The organism is Candidatus Pelagibacter sp. PS_28 (assembly GCF_059417885.1).
This window is the reverse complement of record NZ_CM182070.1, coordinates 191,610-217,374: the sequence shown is the minus strand read 5'-3', so window position 1 is coordinate 217,374 and position 25,765 is coordinate 191,610. Positions and strand designations below refer to the sequence as shown.

23 protein-coding genes and 1 tRNA gene are annotated in these 25,765 nt (G+C 28.9%); 9 read left to right on the top strand and 15 right to left on the bottom strand.

Going from position 1 to position 25,765, the window contains the following annotated elements; all coding sequences use genetic code 11:
* Positions 1-18: 18 nt before the first annotated feature.
* Genes AC5SMR_RS01140 through AC5SMR_RS01130 form a run of 3 tightly spaced genes read right to left on the bottom strand, consistent with a single transcriptional unit; the run spans position 19 to position 3,375 of the window.
* Complete coding sequence (locus tag AC5SMR_RS01140; protein WP_494577065.1) at positions 19-1,335, bottom strand: MBOAT family O-acyltransferase; 1,317 nt, start codon at positions 1,333-1,335, stop codon at positions 19-21.
* Positions 1,335-1,556: an acyl carrier protein gene (locus AC5SMR_RS01135; protein WP_494577064.1), complete on the bottom strand. Its 222-nt coding sequence runs from the start codon at positions 1,554-1,556 to the stop codon at positions 1,335-1,337. The genes AC5SMR_RS01140 and AC5SMR_RS01135 overlap by 1 nt, the downstream gene beginning before the upstream one ends.
* Before the next feature lie 37 nt (positions 1,557-1,593).
* Positions 1,594-3,375, bottom strand: a complete 1,782-nt coding sequence (locus AC5SMR_RS01130; RefSeq protein ID WP_494577063.1) for an acetate--CoA ligase — start codon at positions 3,373-3,375, stop codon at positions 1,594-1,596.
* 137 nt (positions 3,376-3,512) lie between these two features.
* Between AC5SMR_RS01130 and AC5SMR_RS01125 the strand changes: the two genes are divergently transcribed.
* A complete protein-coding gene (locus AC5SMR_RS01125; RefSeq protein ID WP_494577062.1) occupies positions 3,513-4,625 on the top strand; it encodes a hypothetical protein in 1,113 nt (370 codons plus the stop codon).
* 56 nt (positions 4,626-4,681) lie between these two features.
* The gene (gene ygfZ / locus AC5SMR_RS01120; RefSeq protein ID WP_494577061.1) at positions 4,682-5,569 is read left to right on the top strand and encodes a CAF17-like 4Fe-4S cluster assembly/insertion protein YgfZ; all 888 of its coding nucleotides are present in this window, start codon (positions 4,682-4,684) and stop codon (positions 5,567-5,569) included.
* Positions 5,570-5,572: 3 nt separating this feature from the next.
* Here ygfZ and AC5SMR_RS01115 read toward each other — a convergent pair whose 3' ends face one another.
* On the bottom strand, positions 5,573-6,445 hold the full coding sequence (locus tag AC5SMR_RS01115) for a class I SAM-dependent methyltransferase (RefSeq protein ID WP_494577060.1): 873 nt from the start codon (positions 6,443-6,445) through the stop codon (positions 5,573-5,575).
* A gap of 101 nt (positions 6,446-6,546) precedes the next feature.
* Between AC5SMR_RS01115 and nadA the strand changes: the two genes are divergently transcribed.
* Both nadA and nadC read left to right on the top strand, forming a co-directional pair.
* On the top strand, positions 6,547-7,536 hold the full coding sequence (gene nadA / locus AC5SMR_RS01110) for a quinolinate synthase NadA (RefSeq protein ID WP_494577059.1): 990 nt from the start codon (positions 6,547-6,549) through the stop codon (positions 7,534-7,536).
* 5 nt (positions 7,537-7,541) lie between these two features.
* Entirely contained in the window at positions 7,542-8,375 is an 834-nt protein-coding gene (gene nadC, locus AC5SMR_RS01105) for a carboxylating nicotinate-nucleotide diphosphorylase (protein WP_494577058.1), read from the top strand.
* Here the strand turns inward: nadC and ppdK are convergent.
* Genes ppdK through AC5SMR_RS01085 form a run of 4 tightly spaced genes read right to left on the bottom strand, consistent with a single transcriptional unit; the run spans position 8,372 to position 14,781 of the window.
* Entirely contained in the window at positions 8,372-11,035 is a 2,664-nt protein-coding gene (gene ppdK / locus AC5SMR_RS01100) for a pyruvate, phosphate dikinase (protein ID WP_020169157.1), read from the bottom strand. The genes nadC and ppdK overlap by 4 nt on opposite strands.
* Positions 11,032-13,101 (bottom strand): glycine--tRNA ligase subunit beta, encoded by a 2,070-nt coding sequence (glyS, locus tag AC5SMR_RS01095; protein ID WP_494577057.1) that lies wholly within the window; start codon positions 13,099-13,101, stop codon positions 11,032-11,034. Before glyS ends, ppdK begins: the two co-directional genes overlap by 4 nt.
* Positions 13,101-13,985, bottom strand: a complete 885-nt coding sequence (locus AC5SMR_RS01090) for a glycine--tRNA ligase subunit alpha (protein ID WP_278386467.1) — start codon at positions 13,983-13,985, stop codon at positions 13,101-13,103. The genes glyS and AC5SMR_RS01090 overlap by 1 nt, the downstream gene beginning before the upstream one ends.
* The gene (locus AC5SMR_RS01085) at positions 13,975-14,781 is read right to left on the bottom strand and encodes a S49 family peptidase (protein WP_006997289.1); all 807 of its coding nucleotides are present in this window, start codon (positions 14,779-14,781) and stop codon (positions 13,975-13,977) included. Before AC5SMR_RS01085 ends, AC5SMR_RS01090 begins: the two co-directional genes overlap by 11 nt.
* Before the next feature lie 112 nt (positions 14,782-14,893).
* On the opposite strand from AC5SMR_RS01085, the gene AC5SMR_RS01080 reads away from it, so the two are divergent.
* Positions 14,894-15,907, top strand: coding sequence for a polyprenyl synthetase family protein (locus AC5SMR_RS01080; protein ID WP_494577056.1), 1,014 nt, complete (start codon positions 14,894-14,896; stop codon positions 15,905-15,907).
* Here the strand turns inward: AC5SMR_RS01080 and pdxH are convergent.
* Positions 15,904-16,530 carry a pyridoxamine 5'-phosphate oxidase gene (pdxH, locus tag AC5SMR_RS01075; protein ID WP_271623005.1) on the bottom strand — a complete coding sequence of 209 codons (627 nt, stop codon included), beginning with the start codon at positions 16,528-16,530 and terminating at the stop codon, positions 15,904-15,906. The two genes, AC5SMR_RS01080 and pdxH, sit on opposite strands and share 4 nt — an antisense overlap.
* A 33-nt stretch (positions 16,531-16,563) precedes the next feature.
* Here pdxH and aroC point away from each other — a divergent pair, with 33 nt between their 5' ends.
* A complete protein-coding gene (aroC, locus tag AC5SMR_RS01070) occupies positions 16,564-17,646 on the top strand; it encodes a chorismate synthase (protein ID WP_494577055.1) in 1,083 nt (360 codons plus the stop codon).
* A gap of 11 nt (positions 17,647-17,657) precedes the next feature.
* Here the strand turns inward: aroC and dxs are convergent, their stop codons facing one another.
* Genes dxs through AC5SMR_RS01055 form a run of 3 tightly spaced genes read right to left on the bottom strand, consistent with a single transcriptional unit; the run spans position 17,658 to position 20,678 of the window.
* Positions 17,658-19,571, bottom strand: coding sequence for a 1-deoxy-D-xylulose-5-phosphate synthase (gene dxs / locus AC5SMR_RS01065; RefSeq protein WP_494577054.1), 1,914 nt, complete (start codon positions 19,569-19,571; stop codon positions 17,658-17,660).
* Positions 19,571-20,443 (bottom strand): polyprenyl synthetase family protein, encoded by an 873-nt coding sequence (locus AC5SMR_RS01060; RefSeq protein ID WP_271766543.1) that lies wholly within the window; start codon positions 20,441-20,443, stop codon positions 19,571-19,573. Before AC5SMR_RS01060 ends, dxs begins: the two co-directional genes overlap by 1 nt.
* Positions 20,433-20,678: a hypothetical protein gene (locus tag AC5SMR_RS01055; protein WP_006997295.1), complete on the bottom strand. Its 246-nt coding sequence runs from the start codon at positions 20,676-20,678 to the stop codon at positions 20,433-20,435. The genes AC5SMR_RS01060 and AC5SMR_RS01055 overlap by 11 nt, the downstream gene beginning before the upstream one ends.
* A 20-nt stretch (positions 20,679-20,698) precedes the next feature.
* Between AC5SMR_RS01055 and AC5SMR_RS01050 the strand changes: the two genes are divergently transcribed.
* Positions 20,699-21,631 carry an L-threonylcarbamoyladenylate synthase gene (locus AC5SMR_RS01050; RefSeq protein WP_494577053.1) on the top strand — a complete coding sequence of 311 codons (933 nt, stop codon included), beginning with the start codon at positions 20,699-20,701 and terminating at the stop codon, positions 21,629-21,631.
* Positions 21,632-21,647: 16 nt separating this feature from the next.
* Here AC5SMR_RS01050 and AC5SMR_RS01045 read toward each other — a convergent pair.
* Positions 21,648-21,724, bottom strand: a tRNA-Arg gene (locus AC5SMR_RS01045).
* A gap of 23 nt (positions 21,725-21,747) precedes the next feature.
* Here AC5SMR_RS01045 and AC5SMR_RS01040 point away from each other — a divergent pair.
* Positions 21,748-22,728 (top strand): RluA family pseudouridine synthase, encoded by a 981-nt coding sequence (locus AC5SMR_RS01040; protein ID WP_011281809.1) that lies wholly within the window; start codon positions 21,748-21,750, stop codon positions 22,726-22,728.
* Positions 22,729-22,782: 54 nt separating this feature from the next.
* The gene (gene rpoH, locus AC5SMR_RS01035) at positions 22,783-23,664 is read left to right on the top strand and encodes an RNA polymerase sigma factor RpoH (protein WP_018413888.1); all 882 of its coding nucleotides are present in this window, start codon (positions 22,783-22,785) and stop codon (positions 23,662-23,664) included.
* On the opposite strand, the gene AC5SMR_RS01030 is transcribed toward rpoH, so the two are convergent.
* Positions 23,661-24,953, bottom strand: a complete 1,293-nt coding sequence (locus AC5SMR_RS01030) for an adenylosuccinate synthase (protein WP_018413887.1) — start codon at positions 24,951-24,953, stop codon at positions 23,661-23,663. The genes rpoH and AC5SMR_RS01030 overlap by 4 nt on opposite strands.
* The gene (gene thiD / locus AC5SMR_RS01025) at positions 24,953-25,765 is read right to left on the bottom strand and encodes a bifunctional hydroxymethylpyrimidine kinase/phosphomethylpyrimidine kinase (RefSeq protein ID WP_006997300.1); all 813 of its coding nucleotides are present in this window, start codon (positions 25,763-25,765) and stop codon (positions 24,953-24,955) included. The genes AC5SMR_RS01030 and thiD overlap by 1 nt, the downstream gene beginning before the upstream one ends.

Below are 25,765 nucleotides of genomic sequence, written 5' to 3'. Positions count from 1 at the left end.
ATACTTTAAATTTTAAAGTTATTTTAAATATCTAGAGTTAACTAAGTGGTCTGAGTTTTTAAAAACAAATACTGTTAGAATTGAAACTAATAATAGAATTAAATTTTTCAAAAATATTTGGTCTAGAAATATATTTTGGAATAAAGATGTATCAAAAGAGCTAAAATTAAACATTTTGTAAATTATAGCAAAGGCTTGTTCAAAATTTTCTGACCTAAAAATAACAAAAGATAAATTTACATAATTAAATGTTAAAAAAATAGACAATGGCAAATAAATTTTAAAATTAAAAAATTTTTCCTTACAATGATTAAAAACAACACCTATTCCGTGAATTAATCCAAAAGTTATAAACATCCATGATGGGCCATGCCAAAGACCCGCTAGAAAGAAAACAATAATTGTGACCAGCATAACGAAAAAGAAAGATATAGCAGGTAAAGATCTTAATAAAGGGTAGTAAATATAATTCATTAAAAATTCAGCTAATGTAATGTGCCATTTTTTCCAAAAATTAATAATGTTGTGTGCCTTATAAGGGCTATTAAAATTTATTGGTAAAATTATATTAAGCATCAAAGCACATCCTAATGCCATATCTACGTAACCACTAAAATCAAAATATATTTGAAATGTAAAAGCTAAGCTCGTCATCCAAGACTCCAGGAAATTTAAGTTTTGATAATTTAAATAGCCACTATCTACAATTAAAGATAGCTGATCTGCAAAGAATACTTTTTTAATAAAGCCTATAATAAATAAAATAAGACCTTTTAAAATGTTATTAATCTTTAAAATAAAAAGTTTTTTAATGTCTAATTGATTTATTAAAAAATTATATTTTATTATTGGACCAGCTATTAATTGTGGAAAGAAGACTACGAATAATGCAAAGTTTTTAAATTTATGTAAAGCAATCTTACCATAATAACAATCCACTAGATAGGTAACTATTTGAAAAGTATAAAAGCTTATACCCAGTGGAAATGGTAAATTAAGTTTATCTATTTCAGAATTTGTTAAAAAGTTATAATTTGAAATAAAGAAATCTGCATATTTGAAACTAAATAAGATACCAATATTAAATATAATTGAAAAAAATAATAAAAAAATTTTTTTTTTGTGAGATCTTTGTATTTTTTTTCCTAAAAAAAAGTTTACAAAAATTGATAAAATAATTAGCGGTAAATAATTTATGTTCCACCAGGAATAAAAAAGTAAACTTGCTAATATTAAAATTATTTTACCATCAAATTTTATTTTGCTTGAAATAAATAGTAAAAATAATGTTAATGGAAAAAAATAAAGAATAAAAATATTACTATGGAAAAGCACTATATAGTAAAATGTTTAATTAGTTTTTTTATTGAATTTAATTCACCTATTTGATCGTTTCTAATTTTTATTTTTAATTCTTTTTCTAATTCAATAATAATCCTAACGTGGGCAAGACTATCCCATTCTGGTGTATTTTTGGCATCTGTTCTTATGTTGATACTATTTTCAGAAATTTTTAAGTTTCTTGCTAAAATTTGATATATCAATTTTTTACTCATTATAAATTCATATACATTAAAATTGAAAAAAATCTTATTAATTTTTTAAGATTTGTTTAATTATATTTACTGATTTAGGATTAACCATAGTGCTCAAATCACCCATTTCTTCAATATCTGGGTTATAATAAAGGTCTCTTAGCAATCTTCTTAAAATTTTACCACTTCTAGTTTTTGGCATTTCTGGAATGTAATATATCGATTTAGGAGTAGCAAAAATACCAAAATTTTCAGTAATAATTTTTTTAATTACTTGGTCTAAATTTTTATGTTTTGAGGATATAAAAACAATGAGCAAGTCTCCTTCTAATTCATCTGGAACTCCAATTGCACAAACCTCGAAAATATTGCTATCTTTTAATAAGACTGACTCTACTTCTGCAGAACCTATCCGATGGCCTCTAATGTTTATTACATCATCCAGTCTTCCATGTATTATAAAATTTCTATTTTTATCTAGAGATGCATAGTCAAATAATCTAAAGTTTGATTTATTGTCCCAATATTTTTTAAATTGTTCCCTTCCATTGATGATACCAATCATACAGCCAGGCCACGGATTCCTAATTTTTAATTCAGATTTATTAGAGTCTAGTTTTTCTAAAAAAATACCCAAAATATTATTTACTTGTTTGCCAACTGTTCCAAATGAAACTTTTTTTATATTATCATTAAATTTTGGTGAAGCTAAAATAGCTGAATTTTCTGTTTGATAATAAGCATTAACAATTTGTAGGCTTTTAAAAGAAAATTTTTTACTAAACCAGCTTCCTATATGCTTTGATAGAGGCTCACCCATTGAGCCTAAAGTTTTTAGGTATTTAGATTTTATTTTAATCTTTTTATCAATAGATCTCATTAATCTTATTAAAGTAACTGGCAAATATAGGATATTAACTTTTTCATTTAATAAAATTTTTTTAAATAAAGTCTCATTTATTAATGACATTGGCTTTTCAATTAATATTGTTTTTGCACCCATCAATAATGGTCCATAAAGTGCATAAGTGTGTCCATTCATCCAACCAGCGTCAGACGCTGTTAACATAACTGTATTATTATCCATACCAAACTGTTTTATACATGTGTACTTTGAATAGACTAGGTAACCACCTGTTGAATGGATAATGCCCTTTGGAACTCCTGTTGTACCAGATGTAAATAAAACAAAAAATGGTTTATTACTTTTTATTTTTACATACTCATATTTAAATGGATTAAAATTTTTCTTTAATAAAAATTTTTTTAAATCTATATTAAATTGATCATTAAGTTTATTAACATTTTGAAAGAAAGTAATTTTTTTAATCTTTTTTTGGTTTTTAATTTTATGATTATAAGAATCAATATCTGCAGCTGTAATTAAAATTGTAGATTTAAGAAGCTTTAATCGAATTTTTATAGCTTCATTTGATAAATCTTCAAATAAAACACAATGAGTAATTCCTAATTTTGCACAAGCCAACATTGATATTGAGGAAATTAAATTTGCAGAAGAGTGTATTGCTATAATATTACTTGATAAATCTTTTTTACTAAAATTATTTAGTAAAAAATTTATAAAGTGGTCAACTAAATTTTCTAATTCATTATAAGTCAATCTTAAAAATAAACCATTTCTATCAACATATACAATAGCCGTTTTATCACCTAGCCCATCTATAATATTTTTTTTTAAACAGTTATATGATGCATTCAAAACTCCATCAGTGTAAAAAAGTTTTTTATTAATAATTTTTTTTGGTTTTTTTGTCCAATGGATTAATTCAGATTTTTTTTTCCAAAAATTTTCTAATTTTTTTTTTGAGTTATTTTTCACTTAAGAAATCTTGAATTATTTTTTTTACTTGTATACTGTAGTATAGTACATTTGATGGTAAATATTAAATTAATGTTTACAGTTTATAATCGTTGTTCTAAGAATTTAGAAATAATTAGATCATTTAAATATTTAAAATGAATAAATTTTTATTTTTGGTAATAATTCTCTTAGTTTTATTTGGAATTAGTAACAAAATAGCAAAAAAATACACGGAGTCCTCTATAAATGAAAAAAATTTTATAAAAAATATTTCTAAAATTTATGGAGAAGAAAATTATCAAGACTATTTAAAGGTTATCAGTTTTCAAAGTTTTCCCTCAAAATATTCACCTTTTACAGAAGCTTTGGAAAGTGAAAGATATAGTGAATTTTTATCTGTGGGTAAATACTCAAATAGATGTAACTATAATGATATAAATTTATGTAAAGAAATTCCTAAGGGTGGAGATGATGAGATATGGATTTTTGGTGGATCAGAGATATTTGGCTATGGGTTAAAGAATAATGAAACAATAGCAGCCCATTTAGAAAAACTATTTAATAAAAAAAAAATTATTAATTTTGGACAGGGATTTTTTTATAGTACTCAAAATAGAATTTTATTTCAAAATTTATTAAGCTTTTTACCACCTCCTAACACGGTTATTTTTATTGAAGGTTTTAATGATTTTAAAAGAGAACATATCTTTAATAATAAATTTCCTGGAATTACATCACTCACTAGAGATTATGAAAAAATAATAAAAAAGAAAAAAATCTCTACTTTTTTAATTTTTAAAAATTGGGTTACCAATAAGTTTAATAGATTAAACATTGTGAAACTCTATAAAGAACGTATTAAAAAAAAAACAATCAATAACAATAATTTTAAAAATCAAGATATGAAAGATGAGTACTTAAGGTTAATTGATAGATTAAAAATAAACTTCCAAATTAACAAATCTTTAGAAAATGAATTTAAGATTAATGTTGTAAATGTTTTGGAACCTATAGCTTTATCAGTCAATGATTATTCTTCATCCAACGTTTTAAATTCTGAATTATCTAAATATGATAAAAATTTTTTTCATTATAGAAATATTTACAAATTAATAGATAAAAATGAAAATTTATTACGTTATGTAGATTTGAACTTAGTTAATTTTAAGATAAAAGATAAAATGTTTATTGATTTAGTCCACTATTCTGGTGAATTTTCAAAAGCTATAGCTTTAGATCTTTATAAGTCTATAAATTTAAGGGACTAATTATCAGACTAAACTTTTTAAAAAAATAGATAAAATATTAAAATGATTGATTTAACATGAAAATACAAAAAGTTTATATTTTAGATGACAGAGGAATTTTATTCATAAACGGTGGGGATGCAAAAGAGTTTTTACAAAATTTAATTAGTAATGATATTAATAAGGTTAATAATAACAACAGTTGTTTTGCATCATTATTAACACCTCAAGGCAAGTTTCTTTTTGCTTTCATAATTTCAAAACACAAGACTGGATATTTTATAGATTGTGAAAAATCTCAAATAGAAGCTCTTTTTAAACAATTTAATACTTATAAGCTTAGATCAAACATTGAGATTATGAATTTAAGTAATGAATTTGTGATTGCTGCTTTTAACAAAGAAAAATTTTTAGAATTTGAAGGTGCGAAAGATATTCCTGGATATACAATTCAATATCGTGAAGATTCTATTTTGTTAGATCCTAGAAATATAGACCTTGGTGCAAGACTTATTATTAATTTAGAAAAGCTCTATCTATCCTTAAAAAAACTATCCTTAAAATCCTCTGAAATTGATGAATATTACCAATTGAGCCATAAATTAGGAATAGCACAAAAAGATTTGAACAAATTACAAAATAAAATATTTGGAATTGAATGTAATTTTGAAGAGCTCAATGGAATAGATTTTAAAAAAGGTTGCTATGTTGGGCAAGAAAATACAGCACGGATCAAGCTAAAAAACAAACTTTCCAAAAGATTGTTTCCTATTCAGTTAGTTAAGGGAAAATTAAATGAGAATGATTTAATTTATAACGGAGACAATGAAGTAGGTAAGGTTTTAATTGATAATAATTATCCATTTGCTTTATTTAAAAATTTAAATGAAAATTTAATTTTAGAACAAAAACTTACGTGTAAAAATTCTGTTTTAAGAGTTTTAAAACCAAAGTGGATTAAATAAGTTTTATTTAATATTGTAATCCAACTCTATTAAATTAGAATTATTCTTATAAAAATTCTTTAAAAAGAGTCTTTTTTTTTCATATTTAGAAAAATTTTCTTTTAAAAAGTAGTTATTTCTTAAAAAAAGTTTTGTTTTATCTTTAACTTCTTTCCAAATAACACTCATTGAGGGTTTTTTATTTTTAATGGAATTAGTATTATCTAATTTTTTTTCCCAAACATATTCATAGTCAGATTGTTGAGCTTTTTGAATTGTATTTTCTAATTTTTTAACAGTTGTTACAAAAATATATAATGGTGAAAAAGAATTTAATTCTAATCTTTCCTCCTTAGGTTTCTTTTTAATTTGCCAGTAACTCTTATCATTATAACTATCAATCAAATAAAGTTTGGTTGATTGGTATCCATTTGATTCATCATAAAGACCAAAAAAAAGCTCTGGAGAAAACTGCCAAAATCCATGACCACACTGATTGTTTGCTGGAAGACAATGAATTATTCTGCCACCAGTTTTGCAAAGTTTAGAGATATTCTTTAAATTTTGATTAATATTGAAAACATGTTCTGAAGTTCCAATGTCTATAATTGTATCGTATTTTTTAATAATATCATCGAGATCATTATTCATATCATGAATAATATTAGCACTTTCAAAATCTGAATTATCGATAGAATCTACAGAGTTTGCTCCCAAGTATTCTATTAATATTTCATCTGAATATTCTTTATAGAAAGCTTTATTATTCTCTAGTCCAAATAATTTTAATTTTTTTGTATCAATTTGATTTCCTAATCTACCTAATGTAAGCACATTTCCAAGTTTTCCAAATTCTTCTATATTTTTTTTTAATAAGTCAAATGTTTGAAATGTCATTCCCATATGCGTACTATATATAACATTTTAACTTTCTTGTAATAATTAATGCGTCAGTATTAGTGAATGACAATGTTGCCACAAATTGATAGATTTTTAACATGAAATTTACAACAGAAATAAAAATTGCAACTGATCCTATTTATCAAAAAATCTCAAAGGTTATGCCTGAGATTGAATGGTCAGTTCATGCTCCTTATATTCATAGAATTAATCAATTAAAAAAAGAAAAAAATGCTGTTATTCTTGCACATAATTATCAAACACCAGAAATTTATCACGGTGTAGCAGATTTTGCAGCTGACTCTTTAGCTCTAGCAGTAGAAGCTTCAAAAACTTCAGCAGATATTATTGTAATGGCTGGTGTACACTTTATGGCAGAGACAGCAAAATTAATGAGTCCACAAAAAAAAGTTTTGTTACCTGATATGCTTGCAGGATGCTCCTTGTCATCCTCTATTACAGGTAAGGATGTAAGATTATTAAAAGAAAAATATCCAGGTGTACCTGTTGTTTCCTATGTAAATACTTCAGCAGATGTTAAAGCTGAAACTGACATTTGCTGCACATCAGCTAATGCAGTTAAGATTGTTAATTCTCTTGGTGTTAAAAAAGTTATATTTCTACCTGATGATTATTTAGCTAAATATGTAGCTTCTCAGACAGATGTTGAAATTATTGCTTGGAAAGGAATTTGCATTGTTCATGACCAATTTAACGAAAAAGAAATTCACGATATAAGAAAAAATAATCCAGGAATAAAGATTATTGCACATCCTGAATGTCCGCCTGATGTAATTAAAGCAAGTGACTTTGCTGGTTCAACTTCAGGAATGATCAAATATGTAGAGGACAATCAACCTAAAAAGATAATGATGGTTACAGAATGTTCTATGAGTGACAATATTCAGGTAGAAAATCCTAATGTTGAATTTATTAAACCATGCAACCTATGTCCTCATATGAAAAGAATTACTCTGCCAAAAATTTTGGCCTGTTTAGAAAATGAAACTGGTGAGATAATTATGGATAATGAAACTATCAACAAGGCAAGAATATCCGTTGAAAGAATGGCTGCTATTGGCAGATAATAAATGTGCCTAAAATTAAATTAAGCAACTATTATATCAGGAATAAAGTTAAGCTTGCATTAAATGAGGATCTTTACCCTTCTGGTGATATTACATCTAGTTTAGTTAAAAATAAGAAAATAATAAAAGTTAAATTGATTTCTAATCAACAAGCAGTAGTTGCTGGCTTAGAGTTTGTTAAACAAACATTCAAATTAATTGATAATAAAATTAAATTTATTATTAAAAAAAAAGAAGGTTCAATAGTCAAAAAGAACGACGTAGTGGCAACAATTGAAGGTAGGGCTGAAAATATTTTAATTGGTGAGAGAGTTGCTTTAAATTTTTTAAGTCATATCTCTGGAATTGCTACTAAGACTAATCAATTTGTTAAATTAGCTAATAAAAAAACTAAAATTTGCTGTACTAGAAAAACAATTCCAACCTTAAGAGTAATACAAAAATATGCTGTTTCGTTAGGTGGTGGTACAAACCATAGGTTTAATTTAAGTGATGAATTTCTTATTAAAGACAATCATATTGCAAGCTCTGATATTAAAACTTTAGTATCTCTTGCAATCAAAAATAAAAAAGGAAGAAAAATTACAGTAGAAGTCGATAATTTAAATCAACTTAAAAAAATAATGGGTTTAAAATTTAATACTGTTTTGTTTGATAATATGAAAAATAAAACACTCAAGGCAGGTGTTAGAATGGCTAAAAAACATTATGAAACAGAAGCTTCTGGGAACGTTAATTTGAAATCTATTAAAAAAATTGCAGCAACGGGTGTCGATAGAGTTTCAATTGGAAGTATCACTCATAGTGTACCAGCTATAGATTTTAAATTTGAAATCTAATTTTTTTTAGAAAGTTCAGCTTGTGCAGCAGCTAATCTTGCTACTGGAACTCTATATGGTGAGCAAGAAACATAATCCAAACCTGCATTAGCACAAAAGTGAATACTTTTAGGGTCTCCACCATGTTCTCCACAAATTCCAAGTTTAATTTTTTTATTAGTTTTTCTTCCTTTTTCAACTGCAATTTCTATTAAATCACCTACTCCGTCATCTATAGAGATAAATGGATCTATAGAAAAAATCTTATTCTCAAGGTAATCATTTAAAAATTTACCACTATCGTCTCTACTTAAACCGAATGTTGTTTGAGTTAAGTCATTAGTTCCAAAACTAAAGAACTCAGCGTGTTTAGCTATATCATCAGCTTTAATTGCTGCTCTTGGTAATTCAATCATTGTACCAACTAAATAATCTATTTTAATTTTTTTATCCTTTTGAACTTCTTTTGCAACTCTGACTACTAAATCTTTCATTATTCTAATCTCAGCTTCAGTTGATACTAAAGGGATCATAATTTCTGGAAATGCTGACTTAATTTTTTTTATCTTAAGTTCAGATAAAGCCTCAAAGATTGCTCTACATTGCATTTCATAAATTTCTGGAAAAGAAATTCCCAATCGACACCCTCTATGACCAAGCATCGGGTTTTGTTCATGTAACTCGTTAATTCGAGACTCAATTTCTTTTAATGGTAACCCCACAACTTTTGCTACATCATTAATTTCTTTTTCTGTTTTTGGAAGAAACTCGTGTAATGGTGGATCTAACAGTCTCACTGTGACAGGAAGACCATTCATAATTTTGAATATTTGTACAAAATCTTTTTTTTGATGTGGTAACAGTTTTGCTAGCGCCCTGTTTCTATCTTCTACTGTTTTTGATAAAATCATTTCTCTAACAGATAAAATTCTCTCTTCATCAAAAAACATATGTTCGGTTCTACAAAGTCCTATGCCTTCTGCTCCAAAGTCTCTTGCAGTTTTTGTATCTAATGGTGTTTCTGAATTCGTTCTTACTTTTAGTTTTCTAAAATTATCTGCCCAGCTCATTAATTTGGAAAAGTCTCCTGAAATTTCTGGTTTAACCGTTGGCACCTCTCCAAGAATAATTCTTCCTGTTGAACCATCAATTGTAATAATATCTCCCTCTTTAATTTCAATAGAAGAAGTTTTAAAGGTTTTCGCTTCATAGTTAATATCAATCTCACTAGAGCCAGAAACACATGGTCTTCCCATTCCTCTTGCAACCACTGCAGCATGACTAGTCATCCCACCCCTTGCTGTTAAAATTCCTTTTGCAGCATGCATTCCATGAATATCTTCAGGTGAAGTTTCTACCCGTACTAAAATAGTATCCTGCATAACATTGTTTAATCTTTCTGCTTCCTCTGATGTAAAAACAACCTTACCACTTGCAGCGCCTGGAGATGCTGGCAAACCGTTTGCTATAACGTTTAGTGTGCTTTTTTCATCTAATGTAGGGTGTAACAATGTATCTAAAGAAGCTGGATCTATTCTCATTACTGCTTCTTTTTTAGAAATCAACTTTTCTTTAACCATATCAACTGCAATTCTAACAGCTGACTTTGAAGTTCTTTTTCCTGATCTTGTTTGTAGCATCCACAATTTATTATTTTCAACTGTAAATTCTACGTCTTGCATATCTTTGTAGTGTTTTTCCAAAATTTTTAAAATCTTATCTAATTGTTTAAATACTTTTGGCATAGCTTCTTCCATCGAAGCTTCTTTTGCTTTTGCATCTTTTCTTGCTTTTTTGGTTATATACTGAGGAGTTCTTGTACCTGCCACCACATCTTCTCCTTGAGCATTAATTAAGTATTCACCATACACTTCATTAACCCCATCTGATGGATTTCTTGTAAAAACAACACCAGTTGCACAATCATTACCCATATTGCCAAATACCATTGATTGAACGTTAACTGCAGTTCCCCATTCAGCAGGAATTTGGTTTAGTTTTCTATAAACTTTTGCTCTGTTACTTTCCCAAGATAGAAATACCGAACTAATAGCTCCCAATAATTGATCATATACGTTCTGGGGAAATTCTTTTTTGGTTTGATCTTTAATAACTTTTTTAAAATCATTAATTAATCCCTCCCAATCATCTGCATCAAGATCTGTATCTAAAAGAACACCTTTGGTTAATTTGTAATTTTCAATTAATTCTTCAAAGTGATAGCCCTCAACACCCATAACAACATTGCCATACATCTGGATAAATCTTCGATAACTATCTTTTGCAAATCTGCTATTAGAAGTTTTTTTTGATAGTGCAAGAACGGTCTTATCATTTAATCCTAAATTCAAAATTGTGTCCATCATGCCAGGCATTGAAACTCTTGCACCAGATCTAACAGATAATAATAAAGGATTTTTTAAATCACCAAATTTTTTCCCTACTTCTTTTTCGATAATTTTTAATTCCTTTTTTATAATATTAACAATTTTTGAATTTAATTTTTTTTTATCTTTATAAAATAATTCACAAACTTTTGTTGAAATTGTAAATCCAGGAGGAACTGGCAGTCCCATTCTGCCCATTTCAGAAAGGTTTGCCCCTTTTCCACCTAAAAAATTTTTAGGATTTTTAATTTTTTTTGAATCTTTTGATTTAAAATTTAAAATTAGCTTATTCACTGTTTGATTTCTATATTTGAAAAATTTATGTAATTATCAAATGTTCTACATAACATTTGTAAAAGTTCCAATCTGTTTTTTTTAATATTTTTATCATCATCATTGACCTTAACATTGTCAAAAAACTCTGAAGTTGCTTTTTTAGCACCAGCAAGAATTTCAAGTGTTTCTATGTAATTTTCATCTTTGCCAATATTTGTAAAATATTTTCTTATTTCATTAATTTTTTTAAATAGGTTTTTTTCATAGTCATTTTTAAAAATACCAGGGTCAGTTGTATTTGACAGTTCAAGATCTGTATTTTTCAACTCACTTTCAAGTATACTGTAAGCTCTTTTGTAGCTTGTAATAATGTCCTCTCCTATAACTTTGCTGATTAGCCCACTAAGTGTTGAAGCTTTTTTATATATTTTGTTCATATGATCTAATCCATGTGCTTTTATACTGGCTTCTATTACCTCTGGTCTAATCTTTTTCTCTTTCATGTAGTATTTTAATCTGTCCATTAAAAAATTGGATAATTCTTTTTGAGATGACTCGTTTGAAAAAATAAACCCTTGGTCTTTATGTAGTGAAGTGGAATAACTAATAAGATCTTTAATCTTAAACTCTTTATTATTATCAATTAATAGCTTTATTACACCAAGTGCAGACCTTCTAAGCGCGTAAGGATCTTTTGAGCTAGTTGGTTTTTGGTTAATTCCAAAAAAACCTACTAAGGTATCAATTTTGTCAGTTAAAGCTAAAGCAATACTAAATGGTTTCTTTGGAGTCTTGCTATCAAGACCTACTGGTTGATAATGTTCACTTATTGCTAGCGCTATCTCTTTATCAAAACCTTGCACTTCAGCGAAATGTCCGCCCATAATTCCTTGAAGCTCAGGAAATTCACCAACAATATCAGAAACTAAATCAACTTTGCAAATCGATGCTGATAGTTCAACTTGATCTTTACTAATTAATAATTCATCAGAAATCATTCCTCCAAGTTTTCTCATTCTTTGAATCTTGTCAAAATAAGATCCAAGACCTTTAAAATAATTCATATTTTTTAATTTTGAAACTTGTTTAACTAAATTTTGAGATTTATTTTTTTCCCAAAAAAATTGAGCATCACTTAATCTTGCTTCTACAACTCTTTCATTACCCATCTTAATATAACCTTTTTCATCTTTGTTATTTGCCACAACTAAAAATTCATTTGTAATTTTTCCTTTTTTATCAAATGTTGGAAAATATTTTTGATGGTATTGCATTGTAATAATCAAAATTTCTTTTGGAATATTCAAAAATTTCTGATCAAACTTGCACACTAAAATATTTGGTTGCTCAACAATATCTGTAACTTCATCTAAAAGTTTATTATTAGGCTCGACAATGAAATTATTTTTTCTAGATATTTTTTCAATTTCTTTAACAATAAATTCTTTTCTCAATACGTGATCTATAATTATGCCAGATTGACTAAAGAAATCTTTGTAACTTTTAAAATTTTTAAATATTTTTTTTTTATCTTCAAACTCTTTGTCAATAAATGTTGTGTTAGAGGCTATTAAATGATGAAATTTAAAATTTAAACTTTTATCATCAAAAACTGCTAGGATAGATTTTAATGGTCTCGCCCAACTAAGGTTATAGTTTCCCCAAGTCATAGATTTTTTCCATTGTAATTTATCAAGGATTATAGGTGTATATTCTTGAAGTAAATCTATGGTATTAATTTTAGTTGATGCTTTCTTGAAAAAATAAAATTCTCCTTTTTCCAATGTTTTTTTAAGAAGATCTTTTTTTTCTATTTGATTTGACCTTAAAAACCCCTCAATAGCTTTTTCTGGAGCCTTAACATTTGGTCCTTTTATTTCTTCAGCTTTTTGTATTATTTCTTTAGATAGACCTTCAAATAAAATTATAAGACGATTTGGTGTTGAAAATGAAGAACTTTTTTTGAACAGAATTTTTTTTTCCTCAAATAAATTTTGAAAATTTTCTAATAAAACATTACGTGAGTTACTCTGTAAACCAGCTGGTATTTCCTCACTAAACAACTCTATAAAAAAATCTGACATTAATCTGTTTGACTGCTTAACCAACTTTCGGCGACTGCTTTTGTAATGTCTCTAATACGCCCTATATAACCCGCTCTTTGAGCAACACTTATAACTCCTCTTGCATCTAAAATATTAAATGCATGGCTTGCTTTTAGACATTGATCATATGCAGGTAGTGAAATTTTTTTATCTACCAGTGCTTTTGCTTCAAGCTCGAACATATCAAACATTTTGAATAGATTTTCTGTATTGGCATGTTCAAAATTATATGCTGAAAACTCTTTTTCAGCTTGAAGAAACACATCCCCATATTTTACACCTTCATCATTCCATAGTAGATCATAAACATTTTTCATTTGTTGAGTAAACATGCAAATTCTTTCAAGACCATATGTTATTTCAACTGAAACAGGTTTGCATTCAAATCCAGCCATTTGTTGAAAGTATGTAAATTGAGTAATTTCCATTCCATCACACCAAACTTCCCATCCTAAACCTGCCGCACCTAAAGTTGGACTTTCCCAATCATCTTCAACAAATCTAATATCATGTTCTTTATGATTAATACCGATTACAGCCAAACTATTTAAATAAAGTTTTTTGATATTATCTGGTGAAGGTTTTATTAAAACTTGGAATTGATAATAATGCTGTAATCTATTTGGGTTTTCTCCATATCTTCCATCAGTGGGTCTTCTTGATGGCTGAACATAAGCTGCTTTCCATGGCTTAGGTCCTAATGATCTTAAGGTTGTAGCAGGATGAAAGGTTCCTGCACCAACTTCTATGTCATATGGCTGTAGAAGAATACATCCCTGTTTGCTCCAATATTTTTGAAGATTCAAAATAGTATCTTGAAACGATTGAAATTTAGGTTTTATAATTTTTTCCTTAGAAGCCATATCTTTGCCAGATAGATCTTTCCTCTAAAATATTTGCTAGTTGATCTATTTGATTGCTAGATGAAGATAATTTCTTACTTAACCAACCCTTAGATTTTTCAAATTTTTTGATAATCACATCTTCACCAAATTTTTCTTTTAAAATTTCATTAGCATTACCAAGTCCATCAATTAGGCCTAGCTCTTTTGATTTACTACCCGCCCAAAACTCTCCTGAGAACAATTCAATCCCATCCTTTTTAAGTTTAGATCCTCTGCTTTCTTCTACAACTTTAATAAAATCTTTATGCAGATCTAGTTGGATATTCTTAAGTCTCTCAATATCTTCTGACTTCTCTTCTTGAAAGGGATCTAATGAGCTTTTATTTTTTCCAGCTGTATGAACTCTTCTTTCTACACCAATTTTTTTAATTAGTTCTGTAAATCCAAATGATGAATAAATAACCCCTATTGATCCAATAATTGAACTTGAATTTGCATATATCTCATCTCCTGCACAAGCTATTAAGTATCCACCAGAAGCTGCAACATCTTCCGCGAACACTATTACTTTTATTTTGTTTTTCTTAGCTTGAGCTCTAATAAATTTGTAGATTAAATGTGATTGGACTGGCGATCCACCCGGTGAATTTATAGTAATTGCCACTGCTTTTGCTTTTTTTAGTGAAAAAGCCTTTTCTATAATCTCTTCTTGTCCTGCAAAATCTATGCCCTGTTTAAACTTTCCAGCATTGCCAATTACACCATTTAGCTTGATATGAGCTATTATTTTTTTCTTTTTAAAAAAAGAGAACATTGTTAATCCTTATAGAATTTTTGATTTAATATAAAGCCTACTTATAGTTGAAGATTAAGGTGCGTCAATTGATAAGTAATAAATATAACTTAATTATACTAACTTATTTTTTATGGGAACTGTAGTTCAACTTAGAAACCAAATAAATAATTCATATTATCAGCTAAAAGATTCTGTTGATGAAAAATTAGTTTTAGTTGAAGAAAAGATTAAATCAAAACTCTTGAGTGAAGTAGACCTCGTTCAAAAAATGACTGAATATCATATCGACACTGGTGGAAAAAGATTAAGAGCCCTACTAACACTTGGGTCAGCTAAGTTATGTGGCTACACTAAAGGAGGTCGAGATATTAATTTAGCAGCATGTGTAGAAATGATACATGGGGCCACTTTAATGCATGATGATGTCATTGATCTTGGAAATATTAGAAGAGGTAAAAAAACATTAAATTCAATTTGGGGAAATCACTCTTCTGTATTAATTGGTGACTATCTTTTAAGTAGATGTTTTGAAATGATGGTCGATGATGGGAATATAGAAGTTTTAAAACTTTTATCCTCAACTTCGTCAAAGATCGCTCAAGGAGAGGTATTACAACTACAGCACAAAGGTGAAGTAGACATGTTAGAAGAAACATATTTTAAGATTATTACAGCAAAAACAGCTGAACTTTTCTCTGCAGCAACTAAAGTTGGTGCAATTTTATCTAATAAAGAAACAAAAGAAAAAGAGGCACTAGAGTTTTATGGAAAAAACTTAGGCTTAACATTTCAAATTGCTGATGACACATTAGATTACAATTCTGATCTAAAATTTTTTGGTAAAAAAATTGGTAAAGATTTTCTTGAAGGTAAAATTACTTTACCTGTTATTTTGTTATTTCAGAATGTATCGTCAATAGAAAAAGATAAGTTAAAAAATATTTTTAAACAAGAAACAAGATCAAATGAAGATTTAAATTTTACCTTAGAGCTTATTAAGAAGTACAACATAATCAATGAATGCTACAAAAAAGCTGAACATTTTATTAACCTTGCATCAAATTCTTTAACTGTATTTAAGGATAGTGATGAAAAAAAGATTTTAGAGAGTCTTACATCATTTAGTCTACAAAGAACCTTTTAGGGGCTTAATAAAGATTTAACCCAGTTTCCCTCAGTATCTTTACTATATTTAAGTCTTTCATGAATTCTGCTATCTCCATCTAACCAAAATTCTATACTTATGGGTATTAAATTCCAACCTGACCAATGCTCTGGTCTTGGTACATCATTTTTATTACTATATATTTTTTTATATTCCTCTATTGAGTTTAAAAGCTCATCTCTATTATTTAATACAGTGCTTTGTTTTGAGGCCCATGCTCCAATTCTGCTCTCATAACCTCTACTATTATAATATTCATCTGCTACTTCATTAGAAACTTTTTGCACCATTCCATTAATTCTTACTTGTCTTAGAAGGCTTTTCCAATGAAAACACATGGATGCTTTTGGATTTTTTTTTAATTCATTTCCCTTTTGACTATTTAGATTGGTATAAAAAACAAATCCATCTTTGTTAAAATCTTTTAATAAGACCATTCTAATTGATGGAAAATTATTTTGATCTGATGTGGCTAAAGCTAGTGCATTTGGATCATTTAACTCTGTTTTTTTTGCTTCATTCATCCAAACTTCAAATAAATCTATTGGATCAATTTTATCTAAAAAGCATTTATTAAGGCCTAATGAGTTTTTTTGATTCATAATTTTAACAAAATAATCTATATACTATAGATAATGTCATTTAATACTTTTGGAAAGCAATTTCGTTTCACAACATGGGGAGAATCTCATGGACCAGCATTAGGCTGTGTCGTTGATGGTTGTCCACCAAATATAAACTTAAAAGAGCAAGATATTCAAGTTGAGCTAGATAAAAGAAAACCAGGACAATCAAAATTTACAACACAGAGAAAAGAAGATGATAAAGTGCAAATTTTATCTGGTGTATTTGAGGGCAAAACGACTGGAACACCTATTTCTTTAATTATTTACAATCAAGATATGAGGTCAAAAGATTATGGAGATATCAAAGATAAATTCAGACCTGGACACGCTGATTTTACGTACTTTAAGAAATATGGAATAAGAGATTACCGTGGCGGTGGAAGATCCTCTGCAAGAGAAACAGCTGCAAGAGTTGCTGCGGGTGCAATTGCTAAAAAAGTTTTAGAGAATAAATTAGGTAAAAAATTTAAAGTTGTAGGGGCTGTTACTCAATTAGGAATATTGGGATGTGATACTAGAAAATGGAACGATCTAACAATTAACAGAAATCCTTTTTTTTGTCCTGATAAGAATATGCTGAAACTCTGGGAAAAATATTTGTTAGATATAAGAAAGTCTGGATCATCTTGTGGAGCAGTTATTGAAGTAAGAGCCAGAGGAATTCCTGTTGGTTTAGGGGCTCCAATTTATTCTAAACTAGATATGGATATTGCCTCTGCAATGATGAGTATTAATGCTGTGAAAGGTGTTAACATTGGTTCAGGAATGAATTCTGCGCAATTAAGTGGAGAACAAAACTCAGATGAAATTTCACAAAAAGGTAAAAAATTAAAATTTGATTCTAATAATGCAGGTGGAATTCTTGGTGGTATTTCAACAGGACAAGAAATTGTTGTTTCATTTGCTGTTAAGCCAACATCATCGATTTTAACAACTAGAAAAACTATAAATAAGTTTGGAAAAAATACTACTATTTCAGTTAAAGGTAGGCATGATCCTTGTGTTGGTATTCGTGCAGTTCCTGTAGGGGAAGCAATGATGAATTGTGTTTTGTTAGACCATTACTTAATGAACAAAGCTCAGTGTAGCTAATTTTTTTAAATTTAATTTTTAACTACTTTTATCGACTCTTTTGTAAATAAGATGTCTAGTATTTTTTTTGATATTTGAGATGCGTTAAGACCAGCAACATCATACATTTTTTTTGGACTATCTTGTTCGATGAAAATATCAGGCAATATCATGGTTCTAAATTTTAAACCTTTATCAAATATACCTTTTTCTGATAATAAATTTTCCACGTGAGAGCCAAAACCTCCAATAGATCCTTCTTCTACAGTAATCATAGCCTCATGTTCTCGCGCACACTTTAAAATAAGTTCTTGGTCCAAGGGTTTAGCAAAACGAGCATCAACTATCGTTGACTCAATTCCTTTATTTTTTAATTCTGCTGCTGCAATTTTACATTCTTCCAATCTAGTTCCTATACTTAAAATACAAACTTGTTTCCCTTCTTGGATAACTCTTCCTTTTCCAATCTCTATTTTCTCATCTATTGATGGTAATTCCACTCCTATGCCATTTCCTCTTGGGTATCTAATAGCACAAGGTTTGTTATTGATTGTCATCGATGTATTTATCATTTTAACTAATTCTGCTTCATCACTTGGTGCCATTACTATAAAATTAGGAAGAGTAGAAAGATAAGTAATATCGAATGAGCCAGCATGCGTTGATCCATCAGCACCTACTAAACCTGCTCTATCTATAATAAATCTCACAGGTAAACTTTGAATAGCCACATCATGAACCACTTGATCATAAGCTCTTTGTAAAAAAGTTGAATAGATTGCAACATATGGCTTATAGCCTTCAGTGGCTAACCCTGCAGCAAAAGTAACAGCATGCTGCTCAGCAATTCCAACATCAAACATTCTTTTTGGAAAATCTTTGGCAAAAATATCCATACCTGTTCCACCTGGCATAGCAGCAGTAACTCCTACAACTTTACTGTCTCTTTCTGCATGTTTCACTAAAGTGTTTGCAAAAACCTTTGTATAAGCTGGAAGATTTGTTCCACTTTTTACCTGTTCGCCAGTTACAACATTAAATTTTGAAACACCGTGATAATGATCACTAGCTTTTTCAGCATAAGAATATCCTTTACCTTTTTGAGTTTTTATATGAATCATAATTGGACCTTGATGCTTTGAGTCTCTTGCGTTTTTTAAAATCGGTATGAGTGTAGACAAATCATGTCCATCTATTGGACCAACATAATAAAAGCCTAAAGAATTAAAAAGAGTACCGCCAGTAACAGCTGATCTTAAAAAATCCTCAGCTTTTCCAGCTTTAGCACTAAATCTTTTAGAAAAAGCAGAAACTATTAATTTAAAAGTTTCCCTTAAACTAAAATAAATTTTTCCTGTTAGAAGTTTAGCTAAATAAGTTCTCATAGCACCTACTGGTTTTGCAATCGACATATCGTTATCATTTAAAATAACAATCATTTTAGTTTTTGAAGCACCTGCGTTATTCATTGCCTCATATGCCATACCCGCACTAATTGCACCATCTCCTATGACTGCAATTATATTATTTAATTTATTTGATAACTTATTTGCTTCCGCCATGCCTAGAGCTGATGATATTGATGTTGAGCTATGTGCAGCACCAAATGGATCATACTCACTTTCAGATCTTTTTGTAAAACCAGACAATCCATTACCTTGTCTCAATGTTTTAATTTTTGATTTTCTTCCAGTCAAAATTTTATGTGGATAAGTTTGATGACCCACATCCCAAATTAGTCTGTCATTTGGAGTATCAAATACGTAATGTAAAGCTACGGTTAGCTCAACAACCCCAAGACCTGCACCTAAGTGTCCTCCTGTTTCAGATACTGCATCAATCATCTCTTTTCTAACTTCGTTAGAAACTTCTTGAAGATCGTTCTCTGATAATTTTCTTAAGTCAGAAGGAAAATTAATATCTTTGAGAAATTTATAGTTTTGCATTATTTATTTCTTTTTAAAATGTAGTCTAGGGTTTCATTTAAACTGTTAGTGTTTGAACTATATTTATTTAAATCTTTAATTATTTTAGACTTAATTTTATCAGCATATTTAATAGCATTTTGATATCCTAGTAAACTGATTAAAGTGGCTTTACCTTTTTTCTTGTCTTTACCGGTTAACTTACCAGCAATAACTGTAGAGCCCTTAAAGTCTATTAAATCGTCAGCAATTTGAAATAAAAGTCCAATATTTGACCCTATATTTTCAAAAAACTTTATTTGTGTATTATTTTTTCTCTTAATAATAACTGGGACAGCGCAACAAAAGCTAAAGAGCTTGCCTGTTTTTTTTATTTCCATGTCTATAATTTTACTTTTAGAAACTTTTTTTTTTTCAAAACTAAGATCTAAATATTGGCCACCAGCTATTCCTAGATGTCCAGAAGTCTCTGAGAGTTTTTTTACTAGATCTACTTTTATTTTTTCATTTATCTTTAAGCTCGAACTAACCAAGATTTCAAAAGCCATTGTTAAAAGTGAGTTTCCTGCTAGTACCGCTGTTGATTCTCCAAATTTAATATGTGTAGAAATTTTTCCTCTTCTTATTTTATCATCATCCATGCAAGGTAAATCATCATGTATTAATGAATAAGCATGAATACATTCAACTGCAGCACCAATAGAAATCAATGTTTTATAATTAATTTTAAATATGGCTCCTATATCAATTAAAATTTTTGATCTAATTTTTTTTCCACCTGGAAATAACCCATATTCCATAGCAGCTATTAATTCTGTTCTTTTTTGTCCTTTAATAAATTGCTTTAAAAATAAGTTTGTATCTTTTGCTATTCTAGCAAGTTTATTTTGCATTTTTTTTTGAATTTATATTGTTAATTTTTTTTTTTGTTTCTTCATTGATCATTTTTGAAGTTTTATAGAATTTTTTTTCAATAATATTATTTAATTTTAATAATTGCTGGTATGAATCAATTGAATTCTGCAAGTCTTTCTCCGACTCTAAAGATTCAATAATATTATTTGCCTCTTTTGTTAACTCCTCAAGAGACAGTGTGTTATTATCAAGTGGTAAATTTTTATCTTTCATATAATAATAATTATTAATACATGAAATCTAATCAATCAAATATCAAAAAAGCAAAAAAATACCTTGATAAAAATTACTGTATTGGCGTACCAACTGAAACCGTTTATGGTCTAGCAGCTAACGCATACAAGAATTCAGCGGTAAAAAAGATTTATAATTTAAAAAAGAGACCAAAAAACAACCCTCTAATTGTACATTATCACGATATCGATTCTCTTAAAAAAGATTGTTTAATAAATGATAATTTTATTAAACTTTATAAAAAATTTTCCCCTGGCCCAATAACATACGTATTACAATTAAAAAAAAACTCTAAGATTTCAAAATATGTAACTAATAATAAGAAAAGTTTAGCAGTAAGATTTCCAAAGCACACAATATTTAAAAATTTACTAAAACAGCTAGATTATCCATTGGCTGCACCTAGTGCTAATATTACAACTAAAGTAAGTGCTGTTAAAGCAAAAGATGTTAAAGAAGAATTCGGTAATAAAATTAAATATATTTTAGACGGAGGTACTTGCGCTATTGGAATAGAGTCTACAATAGTTAACCTTACAGCTAAACCAACTATACTAAGATTAGGAGGTCTAGATATTTCAAAAATTCAAAAAGCTTTAGGTTTTAAGATGAATATATCTACCAATCCTAAGAAAAAAATAGCTCCCGGCCAATCACGGCTACATTACTCTCCTGGTATTCCTTTAAGAATGAACGTCACAAAACCCAAAAATAACGAAGCTTTCATTTTAATTAAGAAAAAGAAAACTAAACTCAAAAGCTATTTTTATTTAACTTCGAAAAGTAATTTAGATAAAGCAGCAAAAAATCTTTATTCGTGTCTCAGAAAAATAAAAAATAAGGGTTATAAATCGATTGCTGTGGAAAAGATTCCTAATATAGGACTTGGTAAAACTATAAATGATAGATTGCGGAGGGCATCAAAGTATTAGACATTTTGTTTGGTTATGGTGCGCCTGCTAGGAGTCGAACCCAGAACCTCCTGATCCGAAGTCAGGCGCTCTATCCAGTTGAGCTACAAGCGCATATAGTATTAATATTACATTTTATGGAAAAAAACATTAATTTAATAGTTGGTGAAGATGAAAATAATCTCAGGCTTGATGTGTTCATCAATAAAAGAGAAAACTTAATTAGCAGAACTAGAATTAAGAATTTAATTCTTAAAGAAAAATTAAAAATAAATGATCAAATTATTAATAGTCCGTCAAAAAAAGTATTAAGTGGAGATGAGATAAATCTTCAAATTCCAGAACCTAAAGAAGCGTCATTAAAACCATATAATTTTAAGTTACAAATTGTTTATGAAGATGATGATTTGCTAATAATCAACAAGCCGGCAGGTATAATCATGCATCCAGGTGCAGGAAATTATGATGAAACAATTGTTAACGCCTTAATGCATTATAACAAGGACTCGTTATCCACAATAGGTGATGAACTAAGACCTGGCATAGTTCATAGGATTGACAAGGATACTTCAGGTTTAATAGTTATTGCTAAAAATAATGAAACACACGAAAACTTATCACATCAATTTAGTGAACACACAATTACGAGAGTTTATCAGCTTTTAATTTGGGGGAAACTTAGACCGTCCTCTGGAAAAATTGATACGTTTATAACTAGAAGCTCAAAAAATAGACAGATGATGGAAGTTAGCAACTCTAAAGGCAAAAGAGCAATCACTAATTACAAAACAATTGAGATTTTTGAAAATGATAAAACTCCTACATTAAGCTTAGTGGAGTGCAGATTGGAAACTGGAAGAACGCATCAAATAAGAGTTCACATGACACATATGGGTAATAGTATTATGGGTGATGGAAAATATAAAAAAAAATATAAAAAACTTAAAAATATCGATACTAATTTAGAAAATTTAATTTATAAATTAGATAGACAATTTTTGCATGCTCAAACATTGGGGTTTATTCACCCAAGAACTAATGAGGAAATGGTTTTTACCTCAATTTTGCCACAAGAACTTGAAAATATTTTAGTATTGCTTAGAAATACTGGCAAATAAAACCTTGAAATAATACTATAGTTAATTAAATAAATACAACTTATGAGCACTACAATGAATAGTAATCTTCCCGCACTTTCTAATGAAGGTGGTTTATCTGCTTATCTGGAACAAATTAAAAAATTTCCTATGCTGGCAGCAGAGGAAGAATATATGCTTGCAAAAAATTGGAAGGCAACAGGAAATGTTAAAGCTGCAGAAAAACTTGTTACTAGTCATCTAAGACTCGTTGCAAAAATTGCGATGGGTTACAGAGGATACGGTCTTCCAGTAAATGAAATGATTTCAGAAGGAAATGTTGGGCTAATGCAAGCTGTTAAAAAATTTGAACCTGAGAAAGGATTTAGATTAGCAACTTATGCAATGTGGTGGATTAGAGCTTCTATACAAGAATATATTCTAAGATCTTGGAGCTTAGTAAAAATAGGAACAACAACTGCACAAAAAAAATTATTTTTCAATTTAAAGAAAATTAAAAATCAAATCGCTCCTCAATCTGAAGGTGATTTAAGACCTGAGCATGTAACTGAAATTGCAAACAAGTTAGATGTCAACAAAGATGAAGTAATTTCAATGAACAGAAGACTGTCTGGCAAAGAATTTTCTTTAAATGCACAAGTTGGAGAAGATGGTGATGAGTGGCAAGACTGGTTAGTAGATAAAGAGCTTGACCATGATCTTAAATTTGCACATCAAGAAGAAATGGGTCAAAGACAAAGCTTACTTAAAGATTCTATAAAAATTCTTAATGAAAGAGAAAAAGAGATTTTATACTCTAGAAGATTAAATGATGAACCTACAACACTTGAAGATTTAAGTAAAAAATACAAAATTAGCAGAGAAAGAGTTAGACAAATTGAAAATAAAGCATTTGAGAAGCTTCAAAAACACATGTTATTATCTGCTAAATCTAAAAATCTACTTCCAGCAAACTAAACCTCAAAAGGGTTTTCTAAAAGAATAGTATCTTCTCGTTCAGGGCTTGTTGAAATACTTGAAACTTTTGTTCCAATAAAATCTTCTAATGCGTAAATATAATTTTTTGCATTTTCTGGTAAATTTTCAATATTCTTTATTCCTTGTGTAGAACTTTTCCATCCAGGAAAAGTTTTATAAATTGGTTTAATTTTTAACTGATCCTCAACTGCAGCTGGTAAGTAATCCATTTTTTTACCATCAAGCTCATACTCGACACACATCTTAATTTCATCTAATTCATCTAAAACATCTAATTTAGTTAATGCTATTCCGTCTATGCCTGAAATTTTAATTGTTTGTCTAACCAAAACACCATCAAACCAACCACACCTTCTTTTTCTACTAGTGACAGTCCCAAATTCTTTACCTCTAGAACCAAGCAATTCTCCAATATCATTTGTTAACTCAGTTGGAAAAGGTCCTTCGCCAACTCTGGTAGTGTAAGCTTTTGTTATTCCAAGAACATAATGAATAGAATTAGGACCACAACCAGTTCCTGTTGCAGCCGCAGATGCAACAGTATTGGATGATGTTACAAAAGGGTACGTTCCATGATCCACATCTAGTAGTATTCCTTGTGCACCTTCAAATAATATTCTTTTTTTTTGTTTTTTAAATTCATCAATTCTAAGCCAAACAGGTTGAGAAAACTTTAATATTTCTGGAGCAATTTTTAAAAGTTCTTCTTTAAGTTTATCTTTTTCAAAAATTTTTTTTCCTAATCCTTTTCTAATTGCGTTATGATGAAGAAGTACTGTTTCCAATCTATGGTCTAGATTAGTCTCAGATCTTAGATCCATAACACGGATTGATCTTCTTCCCACTTTATCTTCATAGGCTGGCCCAATTCCTCTTCTTGTTGTTCCAATTTTTCCTTTTCCAGCAGCATCTTCTCTTATTTCATCCATCTCTCTATGAAATGGTAAAATAAGATTTGCAGATTCTGAAATTATAAAATTATCCACATTAACCTCAACACCCTTAGATTTAATTTCCTCTATTTCCTCTAATAGTGCCCAAGGGTCAACAACAACTCCATTTCCTATAATAGAAATTTTATTTTTTCTTACAATTCCAGAAGGTAGTAATCTTAATTTATAAGTTGTTCCATCAATTACTAATGTGTGTCCAGCATTGTGTCCTCCTTGAAAACGAATAACAACATCTGCTTGGTCTGATAGCCAGTCGACTATTTTACCTTTTCCTTCGTCACCCCATTGAGATCCAACAACTACAACATTTTTCATTATCTAAATTTTTTTTCTATTGTTACTGAACTTAAATGGTTAATAGGCCCATGACCTTTACCGAATTTAAGGTTTGAATTTATTGAATTGTGTACATACTTAGTTGCAAGCTCACAAGATCTCTTTAAGGTTTTTCCACATGAAAAAAATGTAGAAATAGCAGAAGAAAGGGTGCAACCAGTGCCATGTGTATTCCTGGTTGTAATTCTTTTATTTTTTATAATGAAAATTTCATTTTTGTTTACAAAAATATCTTGGACGATTTTAGATTCTAAATGACCACCTTTTATAAAAACATTTTTTGCTCCTAATTTTATTAGTATGCTGGCAGCAAAAATCATATCTTCTTTTGTTCTTATTTTAGTTTTAGTTAATATTTCAGCTTCCGGAATATTTGGAGTAATTAGGCTAACTTTTTTAATTAGTTCATTTTTTAATAACTGAATTGCCTTATCATCAATAAGTTTTGCACCACCTTTAGCTACCATAACAGGATCTAAAATTATTTTTTTAACTTTAATAAGATTTAATGAATGAATTACTGATTTTATTACTTTTGTAGAATGCAACATTCCAATTTTTATGGCATCAGGTTTAATGTCTTTTGAGGTAAATTCTATTTGATTTGAAATTTCCTTAGGATCAATTGGTACTATTGATTTTACACCTGTTGTATTTTGGATTGTGACAGCTGTTATTGCTGTCATGGCATACGAACCTAAAGCTGTGATAGTTTTAATATCAGCTTGGATGCCAGCACCACCAGATGAATCTGATCCGGCAATAACTAATATTTTAGATTTTGGTTTCAA